Origin of the sequence: Caballeronia sp. TF1N1, assembly GCF_022878925.1 — a bacterium.
Classification (GTDB): domain Bacteria; phylum Pseudomonadota; class Gammaproteobacteria; order Burkholderiales; family Burkholderiaceae; genus Caballeronia.
This window is the reverse complement of the sequence record NZ_CP084626.1, coordinates 856,735-870,540: the sequence shown is the minus strand read 5'-3', so window position 1 is coordinate 870,540 and position 13,806 is coordinate 856,735. Positions and strand designations below refer to the sequence as shown.

Below are 13,806 nucleotides of genomic sequence, written 5' to 3'. Positions count from 1 at the left end.
GGCGAGGTTTTTTAATCGCGCAACGCGCCTCAAACCTTGACCGGCGCGGCATGCGAACGAAGCACCAACGTACGCCCGTGAAAAGTCAGCACGCCGCAAACCCCGATCACGATGCCCATGCCATGCGGCGACACATCGTGGAACAACCCGACCGCAAGACTCGATAGCGCGCCGAGCGCAAGCTGCATCGCACCGAAGACAGCGGCGGCCGCGCCCGCGTTGCGCGGATAGCGGTGCATCAGTTCCGTCGTGCAGTTCGCCGCGAGCAGGCCAACCACGCCGACCACGAAGAACAGACACACGACGATCGACCACAGCCCGCCCCAACCCGTCAGCGAAACGAGCGCGACGGCAAGCGCCGCGATCACGCTGACGAAGGCCGCGCCGGAGATCATCTTCATCGCGCCGAGGCGGCCGACGAGCTTCGTATTCAACACGTTCCCGCCAATGATGCCGACGATATTCAGCCCGAACAGCAGCCCGTAATACTGCGGCTTCACATGGAAATAGTCGATGTAGACGAAGGGCGTCGCCGTGATATACGCGAACATCGACGCGAACGCCATGCCGCCGCACATCATGTGGCCCCAGGTGACGGGGTCGCGCAACAAGTGCCCGTAAGCCGCGAACGAAGCGCCGAGCGCGGAGCCCGCGCGCTTTTCCTTCGGCCAGGTTTCGGGTACGCGCAGAAAAGCGGTGATGGAGCACGCCACGCCGAAGAGCGTGAGCGCGGCAAAGACCACGCGCCAACCGCCCAACAGCAGCAATTGCCCGCCGATCAACGGCGCGAGCAGCGGACCAATGGACGTAACGATGGACAGCATCGACAGCACGCGGGCGGCATCGGCGGGCGCGTGGGCATCGCGGGCGATGGCGCGCGCGAGCACGGAAGCCGCGCCCGCACCGAGCGCCTGCAGGAAGCGCACGAAAACGAGGGCGTCGATGGACCACGCCACCGCGCACGCGACGCTCGCAAGCGCGTACAGCGCGATGCCGCCGAGCAACACCGGCCGGCGGCCATAGGCGTCGGAAAGCGGGCCATAGAGCAACATGCCGAACGAGAAGCCGAACATGAAACTCGTGAGCGTGCTTTGCGCGGCGGCAGGCGTCGTGCCGAACGCGGCGGCGAGCGACGGCAGACTCGGCAGATACATGTCGATCGACAAGGGACCGCAGGCGGCGAGCGCGCCGAGCAACAGAATCAGCCGGCCATCGGGCCGGCGGGCAGTGGTGTCAGGCATTGGACTCGGAAAAGACGAAGGGTGCAGAGCGGATGCCGCGCGCGTGCTGCATCGGCGCCGGGCGAGGCCATTGTACGCGTCGATCCGCTAAGCTCCGGCTTTGAGCCATCCACTAATTCTCGTCAGACCCATGACCGCGTTTCTCCTGATCTGGAGCCCGAAGAAATGGCCGTGGCCCGAACTGCCCGACTGTGCGCGACGCGTGGCCGCAGGCGAAGCCGTCGCCGACGTCTGGGGCTGCGGCACCGCGCGCGGCCTCTTGCCGGGTGACCGCGTGTTCGTGCATCGCGTGACGCAGCAGCCGAAGGGCGTGTTCGCATCGGGCTATGTGACGCGCGCGCCTTACGAAGTGCCGGATGCGCACTCGAAGCGCGGATACCGGCTGTGCATCGATTTCGTGTACGACTGGCTCGTCGATGCGAACGAGCAAGTCGTCGTCACGCGCGACGAACTGCGCGCGCATCCGCTTTCCGTGCAGACGTGGGACGCGCAGAGTTCCGGCACGATCATCAAGCCGATGGCGGAAGGCGCGCTCGAAAAGCTGTGGACTGCGCGCACCGGGCGACGCGGGCGGCCGAACCCGCTCGAATATGACGACTCCGGTACAATTTGAAGCATGTTTTTCGCACCGGACCGCGCGTCGGCATCAACCGTGCGCCGCGCTTTTGCCGCTTTGAGCGGAGCGTCCAGTCCGTTGCGTATTTCGCATCCACAACCGTGCAGGCCTCATCCATGTCCAAGAATCAAGCCCTCTTCGAACGCGCTCAGCAAACCATTCCCGGCGGCGTGAATTCGCCGGTGCGCGCGTTCCGCTCGGTCGGCGGCACGCCGCGCTTCATCGAGCGCGCGGAAGGCCCGTACTTCTGGGACGCCGAGGGCAAGCGCTATATCGACTACATCGGCTCGTGGGGCCCGATGATTCTCGGCCACGTGCATCCCGAAGTGCTCGACGCCGTGCAGCGCGTGCTCGCCCACGGCTTCTCCTTCGGCGCGCCGACCGAGGCGGAAATCGAGATCGCCGAGGAAATCTGCAAGCTCGTGCCGTCGATCGAACAGGTGCGCATGGTGTCGAGCGGCACCGAAGCGACCATGAGCGCGCTGCGTCTCGCGCGCGGCTTCACGGACCGCAGCCGCATCGTCAAGTTCGAGGGTTGCTATCACGGTCACGCGGACAGTTTGCTCGTGAAGGCGGGTTCGGGCCTGCTCACGTTCGGCAATCCGACTTCGGCGGGCGTGCCCGCGGATATCGCGAAGCACACCACCGTGCTCGAGTACAACAACGTCGAGCAACTGAACGAAGCCTTCGCGGCGTTCGGCGCGGAGATCGCCTCGGTGATCGTGGAGCCGGTCGCGGGCAACATGAATCTCGTGCGCGCGACGCCCGAGTTCCTGAACGCACTGCGCGCGCGTTGCGACGAGTACGGCTCGGTCCTGATTTTCGACGAAGTGATGTGCGGCTTTCGCGTCGCGCTCGGCGGCGCGCAGCAGGTCTATGGCATCAAGCCCGACCTGACCTGCCTCGGCAAGGTGATCGGCGGCGGCATGCCGGCCGCGGCCTTCGGCGGACGCCGGGACATCATGGCGCATCTCGCGCCGCTCGGCGGTGTGTATCAGGCAGGCACGCTGTCCGGCAATCCCATCGCGGTCGCGGCCGGGCTCAAGACCTTGCAGCTGATCCAGCGCCCCGGCTTCTACGACGACCTCGCGAAGCAGACGCGCAAGCTCGTCGATGGCCTGAGCGCCGCCGCGCGCGATGCCAAGGTGTCCTTCTCGGCCGACTCCATCGGCGGCATGTTCGGCCTTTACTTCGCCGAGCAGGTGCCGGTGAGCTTTGCCGAAGTCACGCAGGGCGACACGCGGCGCTTCAACGCGTTCTTCCACGCCATGCTCGATGCCGGCGTGTACTTCGCGCCATCGGCATTCGAAGCCGGTTTCGTCTCCAGCGCGCACGACGACGCCGTGATCGACGCAACCCTCGAAGCGGCGCGCGGCGCATTCGCGTCGCTCGCGGCTTAAACCTCGGGCGCGGCGACCGCGATGTTTTCGCAAACCGACTTCACGCACATGGAGCGCGCGCTCGCGCTCGCCTCGCGCGGCATGTACACGACAACGCCCAATCCGCGCGTCGGCTGCGTGCTGGTCAAGAACGGCGAAGTGATCGGCACGGGCTTCACGCAACCGGCCGGTCTGGATCACGCCGAAGTCCGCGCGCTCAAGGACGCGCGTTCGCGCGGCAAGGACCCGCGTGGCGCAACCGCTTACGTCACGCTCGAACCGTGCAGCCATTTCGGGCGCACGCCGCCGTGCGCGCAGGCGCTCATCGACGCGCGCGTGGAAAAAGTGATCGCCGCGATGGAAGATCCGAACCCGACCGTCTCCGGGCGCGGTCTCGTGATGTTGCGCGATGCGGGCATCGACGTGCGCTGCGGTCTGCTCGCGCACGAGGCGCACGAGATGAACATCGGCTTCGTGTCGCGCATGACGCGGCGGCGGCCGTGGGTGCGCATGAAAGTGGCCGCGACGCTCGATGGCCGCACGGGTTTGCCCTCGGGCGAAAGCCAGTGGATCACGGGTGAGGACGCGCGTGCCGACGGCCACGCATGGCGCGCACGCGCCTGCGCCATCCTCACGGGCATAGGCACGGTGCGCGAGGACAACCCGCAACTGACCGTGCGCGCGGTCGAAACGCCGCGCCAGCCGCAGCGCGTTCTGATCGACAGCCGTCTGGACGTGCCGCTCGATGCACGCATGCTGGAAGGCCCGCCAGCGTGGATCTTCCATTCGGCCAACGCCGATCCCGCGCGCGTCGCGGCGTTGCGTGCGAAGGGCGCGGAGCTGATCGAACTGCCCAACGAACAGGGCAAGGTCGATCTGCCCGCCGTGCTCATCGCGCTTGCGGATCGCGGCATCAACGAATTGCACGTCGAAGCCGGGCACAAGCTCAATGGCTCGCTATTGCGCGAAGGCTGTGTCGATGAACTGCTGGTGTATCTCGCGCCAAGCCTTCTCGGCAGCGCGCCCGGCATGTTCGACTTCGCGCCGCCCGCCACGCTGGATGCGCGCGCGCATCTCAAGTTTCATCGTATAGACCGGCTCGGCGACGACTTGCGCATTCTTGCGCGTTTCGCCGAGGCAAATGTCACCACCGACGCGTGCTGATCCGCGTGGGTCCGGCCAAGTCAGCTCGTCAAGTTAAAGGAAGCAGTCGATGTTCACAGGAATTGTCAGCGCGGTAGGCCGTATCGACCAAGTCACGCCGCTTGGCGCGGAGCCGGAAGCGGGCGTGCGCCTGACGGTCACGGCAGGCGGTCTCGATCTCGCGGATGTCGAACTGGGCGACAGCATCGCCATTCAGGGCGCGTGCATGACGGTCATCGAAAAGACCGCGAATGCCTTCGATGTCGATGTCTCGCGCGAAAGCCTCAACAAGACGGTCGGACTCGGCCACGCGGGCGACGAAGTGAATCTGGAAAAGGCGTTGCGCGCGCATGACCGGCTGGGCGGCCACTTGGTCTCGGGCCATGTGGATGGCCTTGGCGAAGTGTCGCGTTTCGAACGCGTGGGCGAATCGCACGAATTGCGCGTCGTCGCGCCGAAGGAGATCGGCAAGTACCTGGCCTACAAGGGTTCGGTTACGGTAAATGGCGTGAGCCTCACGGTCAACTCGGTCAGCGACCGCGCCGATGGCTGCGAATTCTCCATCAACCTCATTCCGCATACCGTCGAAGTCACGACGCTCAAAGCGCTCAAGCCGGGCGTGAAGGTCAATTTGGAGATCGACCTGATCGCGCGCTATGTCGAGCGGATGATGAACGCGTCGTGATGCTTTCCGGTCTTGGAGCTTTGGCGCGGCGCGGCTCAGCGCTCGGGGCCCCAGATGTGATCGAAGTCGAAGGAGACTTCCTTGGTGTGGCGAATGGACGTGAGCAGCACCGTGTCGCCAATCAGAAGGTACAGAAGCACGTAGTCTTCGAACACGTGTTCGCGTAGTTCGGCGCGCTTCTTGGCTTCCTCGGTTTCTTCGATAAGTTCTTCGCAGGCCAGTATTGCCTGATAGGTATCGGGGTCGGTGTTGAGGAAGACTCGGCCAATTGCCGGAAAGCGCTCGAGCAGAGGCTTTGCCTTTGTCTCCAGCGCTTCGAACATTCGCTCGAAGCTCTCAGGCAGGTCCAAACGAATCCAGTAGCGTTCGATATCCGCGATTCGAGTCTTGAATTTGCTCGAGATGCGGACCGTCGCACGCCTGCGTCCATCATTCGGCATCGGCATTGCCCCCTTCCTGCGCTTTTCTTTCGCGTTCCTCGCGCTCCGCGCGCAAGCGCGCCCGAGTGCGTGCGAAATACTCGCCCGCATCCTCCGTCGGCTCCCCTGCCTTCCACGCCGCGATCGCTTCCTTGGCGTCCTCCAGCAACAGCAAATGAATCCGCGCCCGCTCCGCGCGATAGTAGTGCTCCAGCTTCTCCGTGCTGATCAACGCGACGCTAGCTTCGCCGTTCTTCGTGATGATCTTGTCCGTGCCCTTCTGCACTTCGTCAATGAGCTCCGACAAATTCGCACGCGCCTGCGAAAGGGAGATGACGTCTTTGGGGGTAAAAGCCATTTTAGGCTCCGTGCTATTTAACGTACTCAACATGGTACAGAATTCACACTCGCAAAGGATAAGGAATTCGTATCATCTCAGGCCGCATGAGGCCGCGCCAGTCGTCCGGAAGGAATAGGAAAAATCGCCTGTGCAGGCGACGCCGCGATTTCACCGACTGTCCATCATCGGTGGCGTAAAATACGCCCTTTCCCAATCCGGACCCCTTCGGGACGCCATCATGCCGATCGCCACCACTCCAGAGATCATCGCTGAACTGAAAGCCGGGCGGATGGTGATCCTCGTCGACGAGGAAGACCGCGAAAACGAAGGCGACCTCCTCGTCGCAGCCGATTTCGTCACGCCGGAAGCGATCAATTTCATGGCGAAGCACGGTCGCGGCCTGATCTGCCTCACGCTCACGCAAGAGCGCTGCAAGCAACTGAATTTGCCACTCATGACCCACCGCAACGGCACGCAGTACGGCACCGCGTTCACGGTCAGCATCGAGGCGGCCGAAGGCGTGACCACCGGCATTTCGGCTTCCGACCGCGCGCGCACGGTCGCGGCGGCGGTCGCGCACGACGCGCGCGCCGAGCACATCGTGCAGCCGGGCCACGTGTTCCCGATCATGGCGCAGCCAGGCGGCGTGCTCGTGCGTGCCGGCCACACGGAAGCCGGCTGCGATCTGACCGCGCTAGCGGGCCTCACGCCCGCATCCGTCATCTGCGAAATCATCAAGGACGACGGCGAGATGGCGCGCCTGCCCGACCTCATGGAATTCGCGGATCAGCACGGGCTCAAGATCGGCACCATCGCCGACCTGATCCACTATCGCAGCCGGACGGAATCCATCATCGAAAAGGTCGGCGAGCGCATCATGCAGACCGCTCACGGTTCGTTTCGCGCGGTGCTGTATCGTGACGAGCCGACGCGTTCGCCGCATATCGCGCTCGTGCGCGGCACGCCCTCGCCCGACCGCGAAACGCCGGTGCGTGTGCACGAGCCGCTTTCGGTGCTCGACTTGCTCGAGATCGATTCCTCCACGCATTCATGGACCATCGACGCGGCCATGAAGGAAATCGCCGCGCGCGATCTCGGCGCCATCGTCATGCTCAACTGCGGCGACACCAAGGAACAACTCGTGGACGTGTTTCGCGCGTTCGACGAGAAGGACAAGGCGCTCGAACTGAAGCGCCGTCCCATCGACTTCAAGACTTATGGCATCGGCGCGCAGATCTTGCGCGACCTGGGCGTCGGCAAGATGCAGGTGCTCGCGAATCCGCGCAAGCTCGGCAGCATGTCGGGCTACGGGCTCGAAGTGACCGGCTTCATCGCCATGCCCGGCTGCCCCGCGACCGCTGCGCCCGCGGACACGCCGGTCTCGCATCTGCGCTCTGCCTGAACGCATCAACTCATTCCAAACCAACGGAACTCATTCATGGAAATCGGACAATACCAGCCGAATCTCGACGGTGACGGTCTGCGCATCGGCATCGTGCAGTCGCGCTTCAACGAACCCGTGTGCAATGGCCTTGCCGATGCATGCATCGAAGAGCTGGAACGCCTCGGCGTGATCGGCGAAGACGTGCTGCTCGTCACCGTGCCGGGCGCGCTCGAAATTCCGCTGGCGCTGCAAAAACTCGCGGAATCCGGCCAGTTCGACGCGCTGATCGCGCTCGGCGCCGTGGTGCGCGGCGAGACGTATCACTTCGAACTGGTTTCGAACGAAAGCGGCTCGGGCATTTCGCGCATTGCGCTCGACTTCGGCGTGCCGGTGGCGAACGCCGTGCTGACGACCGAAAACGACGAACAAGCCGTCGCGCGCATGACGGAAAAAGGCCGCGATGCGGCACGCGTGGCAGTTGAAATGGCGAATCTTTCCGTCGCGCTGGAACAGCTCGGCGGCGACGACGAAGAAGACGAAGACGAGGACCGCGCATGAAGAGCGCTCGACGCCGCTCGCGTGAACTCGCGACGCAAGGGCTTTATCAATGGCTGCTGTCGGGTGCGCCCGGCGGCGAGATCGACGCGCAGTTGCGCAATGCGCAGGGCTTCGACAAGGCCGACCATGAGCATCTGGATGCCATTCTGCACGGCGTGATCAAGGAAGCCGACGTGCTCTCCGAGCAGTTGCAGCCGTGTCTCGACCGGCCGATCGAGCAACTGTCGCCGGTGGAGCGCGCGGTTCTGCTGGTCGCCGCGTTCGAATTCAAGCATCACCTGGACATTCCGTATCGCGTGGTGATTAACGAGGCGGTCGAGCTGACCAAGACGTTCGGCGGTTCGGATGGCTACAAGTACGTGAACGGCGTGCTCGACAAGCTCGCGGTCGCCTTGCGTCCGACCGAGGCGCAGGCGCGCAGATGAACACCGCCACCGATCCGCTGGTGCGGCTTGCGTCACGGGTCGACGCGATCGAGCCGTTCTACGTGATGGAGTTGATGAAGGACGCGCAGGCGCTGGAACGCGCGGGGCGCGACATCATCCATATGGGTATCGGCGAGCCGGATTTCACGGCGCCCGAACCGGTCACGCGCGCCGCCGCGGATGCCTTGCAGCGCGGCGTCACGCAATACACGAATGCGCTCGGCGTGACCGCGTTGCGCGAGGCGATCTCGCAGCACTATCGCGATGCGTTCGGCCTCACGGTCGACCCGCAGCGCATCGTGGTGACGGCGGGTGCATCGGCGGCGCTGTTGCTCGCGTGCATGACGCTCGTCGATCACGGCGACGAAGTGCTGATGCCCGACCCGTGCTATCCGTGCAACCGGCATTTCGTGTCGGCGGCGGACGGCAAGCCCGTGCTGATCCCAAGCGGTCCGGCCGAGCGCTTTCAGTTGACGGCGGCTCACGTCGAGGAATACTGGCGGCCGCAAACGCGCGGCGTATTGCTGGCGTCGCCGTCGAACCCGACGGGCACGTCCATCGCGCCGGATGAACTGAAGCGCATCGTGAATGCGGTGCGCGCGCGCGGCGGCTTCACGATCGTCGACGAGATCTATCAGGGCTTGAGCTACGACGCGAAGCCCATCTCGGCGCTCTCCTTCGGCGACGATGTCGTTACCGTAAACAGCTTTTCGAAGTATTTCAGCATGACCGGCTGGCGGCTCGGCTGGCTGGTCGTGCCGCACGCAATGGTTCCGGCAGTCGAGAAGCTCTCGCAGAATCTTTTCATCTGCGCATCGGCGCTGGCGCAGCACGCGGCGCTCGCCTGCTTCGAGCCGGAGACAATCGCGATCTACGAAGCGCGCCGCCTCGAATTCAAGCGCCGGCGCGATTACATCGTGCCGGCGTTGCGTTCGCTGGGCTTTGGCGTGCCGGTCACGCCCGACGGCGCCTTCTACGTCTATGCGGACACGATGAGCGTCGCGCACCCCGCAGCCGGCCACAGTGGCGCGCTCACGCAATCGATGCTTCACGATGCAGGCGTCGTGCTCGTACCAGGCGCCGATTTCGGCTTTCATGCGCCGGAGCGCTATATCCGGGTTTCATACGCGACGGCGTACGCAAAGCTGGAGGAAGCGGTTCATCGCCTGGGCTCGCTTTTCAGCCGATAAATTTGCAGCGAAGAAAAGCAAAAGGGCACCCGAGGGTGCCCTTTTTTACGACTCGACCAAAAAAACTCAGGCGCCGAACTCGGCCGAAGCAACATGCTTCGCTTCACTATCGGTTTCGTCCTGCGATTCCGCTTTCTTCTGATTGTCGATGGTCGCATGCACGCGCTTGCTGCCATCCGCCGTGGCGGCCGACGTAGAAGCGAGAACCTGCTTCGGCGCCGCCTGCACGGGCGCTTGCGGCGAGTTGATCGGCACATTGCGGCCACGCGCGACATCGCGCAGACGCGAACGCTCGGCCAGCACCTTCGCGCCGTACCCGCCGTCGTCCTGCGTCGACGAACCCACGTAATAACGCAGACCGCCCGCGACCGAACCACCACGCGCGATACAGTCCTTCAGCACCAGCGCCCCGACCTTGATATTTGCGAGCGGATCGAGCGCCGCGTGCGAACCGCCGAAGTACTGGAATTTGTCGGAATGAACCTTCGACATCACCTGCATCAGACCCTGCGCGCCCACGCCGCTTTCGGCATACGGATTGAAGCCGGACTCGATCGCCATTACCGAAAGCAACAGCAACGGATCGAGGCCCACTTCGCGGCCGGTATCGAAGGCCGCGCGCACGAGCTCGCTGACCGGGTCCTGCGCCACGCGATATCGCCGCGCGATGAAGCTGGCGACGAGTTGCTGCTCACGCGTCGAGATGAGGACGCGGTCGTCGCGGGCATCGGCGACGACGCGTTGGGCGGGAATCAGACTCGCGAGCATGCCGACGGAGGGCATGGTGCGCGGATCGAGCCCGTTAGGCGATACGGCGAGGCTGATGCCGCCCGTAAGCTGGCGGGCGCTGGCGTCGTCGTAGGTCGCGGCGCCGAGCGACGGAGCGGCGGTTGCGGGCACTTCGCGCGCATCCGCGGCCCGTGCCTTCGACACGAGATTGACAGCCAGATTCGACTCGACCGGCGGCCGATGCACCGCCGTGAACGGCGGCAGCGGCTGCCCCGCGAGCAAACGAGCCGGACCGGCCTGCACGGCCGCCGAAACGAACGGCATGATTCGTGCGGCGAAGGTCGTACGCCAGGATGGCAGGAGCCAAAGTGCGAAAGCCGTGATGACGGCGGCGCCGCCGACGAGGCTGAAGAGATGCTGACTCAAACGGCGTCCACGACGCAGCGCAATGCGCACGATCTGCGCTGCGCGGGTGTCGGAACCCCAGAAAACCGAAGCGTTCATCTATGCTCCCAATGTTGCTTGATTTAACGCAGATGAATACGAATAAAACGCGAATTCAATGCGTAAATCAGACACCGCTCGCTCTCGGCAAGCACAAACGGCATCGGGGAAACGGCATGGAGCCGTCTGGAAAGCCGCCGGTAAAAAAGTTGACCGGAGTGCGCGGCACGAACTGCATGCCATGAATGCGCAGAGGCTTTCCACGCGAAAAACCGGCGCTTGTAACGCCGGCCGTGACAACCAACAGCCATGAATCGCCGGGCAGGTTCGGCGCAGGCGACGCATGTGCGTCTGAAAGACCTGAGGCAGCGGTAAAAAGTTTCAAAGCCCGCAAAGGATGGCAAAGGATTCTAGCAGGCTTTAATCATCCGTCAATGCTATAGACTTCCGTTTCAATTACTTACAGTAATAACGAACAGTGTTCAGTTGCCGAAAACCGCGCCAGTTGGGGCATTGGAAGCGGAATTTGCTGAATGTCTCCGAACGCACCGACGCGAGCGCATGTAAAATCGACAATCGTCTGGCGCGCAGCCGTTCCGCCCTTCTGGGCCGTCCTCGAGTCCCTTTCTGATCATCGATGAAATACAAAGATCTGCGCGACTTCACCGCCCGCCTCGAAGCGCTAGGTGAACTGCGCCGTGTTCGGCAGCCCGTTTCCCCCGTTCTCGAAATCACCGAAATTTCCGATCGCGTATTGCGCGCGGGCGGCCCTGCCCTGTTGTTCGAAACGCCAATGGGACATTCCATGCCCGTGCTTGCGAACCTCTTCGGCACGACGCGCCGGGTGGCGCTCGGCATGGGTATCGAAACGCAAGCGCAGAGCGGCAACGATACGGCCCTCGGCAGCGACACCGCCGCGCTCGGCTCGCTGCGCGATGTCGGCCGGCTGCTCTCGGCGCTCAAGGAGCCCGAGCCGCCCAAGGGTTTGAAGGACGCGGGCAAGCTGTTGTCGCTTGCCAAGGCCGTTTGGGACATGGCGCCGAAATCGGTGAATTCGCCGCCTTGCCAGGAAATAGTTTGGGAAGGCAACGATGTCGATCTCGCGCGCTTGCCGATCCAAACCTGCTGGCCCGGCGACGCCGGCCCGCTGCTCACCTGGGGCCTCACCGTCACGCGCGGCCCCAACAAGTCGCGGCAGAATCTCGGCATTTATCGGCAACAGCTGATCGGACGCAACAAACTCATCATGCGATGGCTCGCTCATCGCGGCGGCGCGCTCGACTTTCGCGAATTCGCGCTCGCCAATCCCGGCAAGCCGTATCCCGTGGCGGTCGTGCTAGGCGCCGATCCCGCGACGATCCTCGGCGCCGTCACGCCGGTGCCCGATTCGTTGTCCGAGTATCAGTTCGCGGGGCTGCTGCGCGGCTCGCGCACTGAACTGGCGAAGTGCCTGACGCCTGGCGTCGACACGCTGCAAGTACCGGCGCGCGCGGAGATCGTGCTCGAAGGCTTCATCCATCCGCAAGACGGCGTGCCGCCGCCTGCGCCCGCGGGCGCGCCGCCGCGTCCGTCCGCGGGGGCATCCGCGAAATACGAACACGCGCTCGAAGGTCCATACGGCGATCACACCGGCTACTACAACGAACAGGAGTGGTTCCCGGTCTTCACCGTCGAAAAGATCACCATGCGGCGCGACGCCCTCTTCCATTCGACCTATACCGGCAAGCCGCCCGACGAACCGGCCGTGCTCGGCGTCGCGCTCAACGAAGTCTTCGTGCCGCTCCTCCAGAAGCAGTTCACCGAGATCACGGACTTCTATCTGCCGCCAGAAGGCTGCAGTTATCGCATGGCCATCGTGCAGATGAAGAAGAGCTATCCCGGCCACGCCAAGCGCGTGATGTTCGGCGTATGGAGTTTCCTGCGGCAGTTCATGTACACGAAGTTCATCGTCGTGGTCGATGAAGACGTGAACGTGCGCGACTGGAAGGAAGTCATCTGGGCGATCACGACGCGAGTGGATCCCGTGCGCGATACCGTGCTCGTGGACAACACGCCGATCGACTATCTCGACTTCGCGTCGCCCGTGGCGGGGCTCGGCTCGAAGATGGGACTCGACGCGACCAACAAATGGCCCGGCGAGACCACGCGCGAATGGGGCCGCCCGATTGTCATGGACGAAGCCGTCAAGCGCCGCGTCGATACGTTGTGGAGCGAACTCGGCCTCGACACGTCGCCATCGGCGATAAAAGCATGATCGGGGCGACGGTTTTTCGTGGCGATGTCATCGAGAACACGCATGCGGCGCATGTCGCGGTGGTCGATGCATCCGGGCGCGTGCTGCATTCGTTCGGCGATCCATATCGCGTGACCTTGCCGCGCTCGGCGGCGAAACCCGCGCAGGCGTTGGCCGTGCTCGAAACCGGCGCGCTCGAACGCTTCGGCTTCAGCGAAGAAGATCTGGCGCTGATGTGCGCGTCGCATAACAGCGAGCCGCGTCATATCGAGCGCGCGCGGGCGATGCTCGCGAAAGCCGAAGCAAGCGAAGCCGATCTTCGCTGCGGCGGCCATCCGCCCATTTCGGATGCCGTCTTCCGCGACTGGATCAAACGCGATTTCACGCCGACGCCCGTGTGCAGCAATTGTTCCGGCAAGCACGCCGGCATGCTGGCCGGCGCGCGCGCCATGAATGCGCCGCTCGACGGTTATCATCTGCCCGCGCATCCGCTGCAGGCGTGGGTCAAGCGGACGATGGCGCGCGTCGTTGATCTCGCCGACGACGAAGTGCAATGGGCCATCGACGGCTGCAATCTGCCAACGCCCGCCTTCCCGCTCGATTGCCTCGCGCGGCTCTTCGCAAAGATCGCCGATGCGCCGGACGGTACGCCGCTCGCGCGTATCTATAAGGCGATGACGGCGCATCCCGAACTCGTCGCCGGCGAAGGCCGCTTCTGTACGCTGCTGATGCAAACCTTCGGCGGCACGCTCGTCGGCAAGACCGGCGCGGACGCGTGCTACGCCATTGGCGTGCGGCGCCCCGAAGGCACACTCGGCATCGCGGTGAAGGTGGAAGACGGCAACACCGGCGTGCTCAACGCGGTCGTCGTGCATGTACTCGAACGGCTTGGCATAGGCACGGACGAGCAGCTTGGCGCGCTCGCACGCTTTCGCCACCCGCCAATGCGCAACACGGTCGGCGTACCGACCGGCCGCCTCGACATCCACTTCGCGCTACGCGATCACTAAAAAAAAGACG

Annotated in this window: 14 protein-coding genes; 10 read left to right on the top strand and 4 right to left on the bottom strand. The window is 64.1% G+C overall.

The features are described 5' to 3' along the window. Window positions 1–29 precede the first annotated feature (29 nt). Window positions 30–1,241, bottom strand: coding sequence for a Bcr/CflA family multidrug efflux MFS transporter (locus LDZ28_RS04015; RefSeq protein WP_244827428.1), 1,212 nt, complete (start codon window positions 1,239–1,241; stop codon window positions 30–32). 130 nt (window positions 1,242–1,371) lie between these two features. Between LDZ28_RS04015 and LDZ28_RS04010 the strand changes: the two genes are divergently transcribed. From LDZ28_RS04010 to LDZ28_RS03995, 4 genes are all read left to right on the top strand, one after another. Next, window positions 1,372–1,854, top strand: a complete 483-nt coding sequence (locus LDZ28_RS04010) for a hypothetical protein (protein WP_244827427.1) — start codon at window positions 1,372–1,374, stop codon at window positions 1,852–1,854. A 119-nt stretch (window positions 1,855–1,973) separates the two neighbouring features. Continuing rightward, window positions 1,974–3,257: a glutamate-1-semialdehyde 2,1-aminomutase gene (gene hemL, locus LDZ28_RS04005; RefSeq protein WP_244827426.1), complete on the top strand. Its 1,284-nt coding sequence runs from the start codon at window positions 1,974–1,976 to the stop codon at window positions 3,255–3,257. A gap of 21 nt (window positions 3,258–3,278) precedes the next feature. Further along, entirely contained in the window at window positions 3,279–4,400 is a 1,122-nt protein-coding gene (ribD, locus tag LDZ28_RS04000) for a bifunctional diaminohydroxyphosphoribosylaminopyrimidine deaminase/5-amino-6-(5-phosphoribosylamino)uracil reductase RibD (protein ID WP_244827425.1), read from the top strand. Window positions 4,401–4,449: 49 nt separating this feature from the next. After that, complete coding sequence (locus LDZ28_RS03995) at window positions 4,450–5,064, top strand: riboflavin synthase (RefSeq protein WP_244827424.1); 615 nt, start codon at window positions 4,450–4,452, stop codon at window positions 5,062–5,064. A gap of 35 nt (window positions 5,065–5,099) precedes the next feature. Here the strand turns inward: LDZ28_RS03995 and LDZ28_RS03990 are convergent, their stop codons facing one another. Both LDZ28_RS03990 and LDZ28_RS03985 read right to left on the bottom strand, forming a co-directional pair. Next, window positions 5,100–5,510 (bottom strand): hypothetical protein, encoded by a 411-nt coding sequence (locus tag LDZ28_RS03990; protein WP_244827423.1) that lies wholly within the window; start codon window positions 5,508–5,510, stop codon window positions 5,100–5,102. Continuing rightward, entirely contained in the window at window positions 5,494–5,841 is a 348-nt protein-coding gene (locus LDZ28_RS03985; RefSeq protein ID WP_244827422.1) for a type II toxin-antitoxin system Phd/YefM family antitoxin, read from the bottom strand. Before LDZ28_RS03985 ends, LDZ28_RS03990 begins: the two co-directional genes overlap by 17 nt. Before the next feature lie 220 nt (window positions 5,842–6,061). Here LDZ28_RS03985 and ribBA point away from each other — a divergent pair, with 220 nt between their 5' ends. Genes ribBA through LDZ28_RS03965 form a run of 4 tightly spaced genes read left to right on the top strand, consistent with a single transcriptional unit; the run spans window position 6,062 to window position 9,380 of the window. Beyond that, window positions 6,062–7,225 (top strand): bifunctional 3,4-dihydroxy-2-butanone-4-phosphate synthase/GTP cyclohydrolase II, encoded by a 1,164-nt coding sequence (gene ribBA / locus LDZ28_RS03980; RefSeq protein WP_244827421.1) that lies wholly within the window; start codon window positions 6,062–6,064, stop codon window positions 7,223–7,225. A 36-nt stretch (window positions 7,226–7,261) separates the two neighbouring features. Continuing rightward, window positions 7,262–7,765, top strand: coding sequence for a 6,7-dimethyl-8-ribityllumazine synthase (gene ribH, locus LDZ28_RS03975; RefSeq protein WP_244827420.1), 504 nt, complete (start codon window positions 7,262–7,264; stop codon window positions 7,763–7,765). After that, window positions 7,762–8,190: a transcription antitermination factor NusB gene (gene nusB, locus LDZ28_RS03970; protein ID WP_244827419.1), complete on the top strand. Its 429-nt coding sequence runs from the start codon at window positions 7,762–7,764 to the stop codon at window positions 8,188–8,190. Before ribH ends, nusB begins: the two co-directional genes overlap by 4 nt. After that, complete coding sequence (locus LDZ28_RS03965) at window positions 8,187–9,380, top strand: pyridoxal phosphate-dependent aminotransferase (RefSeq protein WP_244827418.1); 1,194 nt, start codon at window positions 8,187–8,189, stop codon at window positions 9,378–9,380. The genes nusB and LDZ28_RS03965 overlap by 4 nt, the downstream gene beginning before the upstream one ends. Window positions 9,381–9,446: 66 nt before the next feature. Here the strand turns inward: LDZ28_RS03965 and LDZ28_RS03960 are convergent, their stop codons facing one another. Beyond that, complete coding sequence (locus LDZ28_RS03960; protein WP_244827417.1) at window positions 9,447–10,613, bottom strand: lytic transglycosylase domain-containing protein; 1,167 nt, start codon at window positions 10,611–10,613, stop codon at window positions 9,447–9,449. A gap of 577 nt (window positions 10,614–11,190) precedes the next feature. On the opposite strand from LDZ28_RS03960, the gene LDZ28_RS03955 reads away from it, so the two are divergent. Together LDZ28_RS03955 and LDZ28_RS03950 are read left to right on the top strand one after the other, a co-directional pair. Continuing rightward, complete coding sequence (locus LDZ28_RS03955; RefSeq protein ID WP_244827416.1) at window positions 11,191–12,807, top strand: UbiD family decarboxylase; 1,617 nt, start codon at window positions 11,191–11,193, stop codon at window positions 12,805–12,807. Continuing rightward, complete coding sequence (locus LDZ28_RS03950; protein WP_244827415.1) at window positions 12,804–13,796, top strand: asparaginase; 993 nt, start codon at window positions 12,804–12,806, stop codon at window positions 13,794–13,796. The genes LDZ28_RS03955 and LDZ28_RS03950 overlap by 4 nt, the downstream gene beginning before the upstream one ends. Window positions 13,797–13,806: the final 10 nt, after the last annotated feature.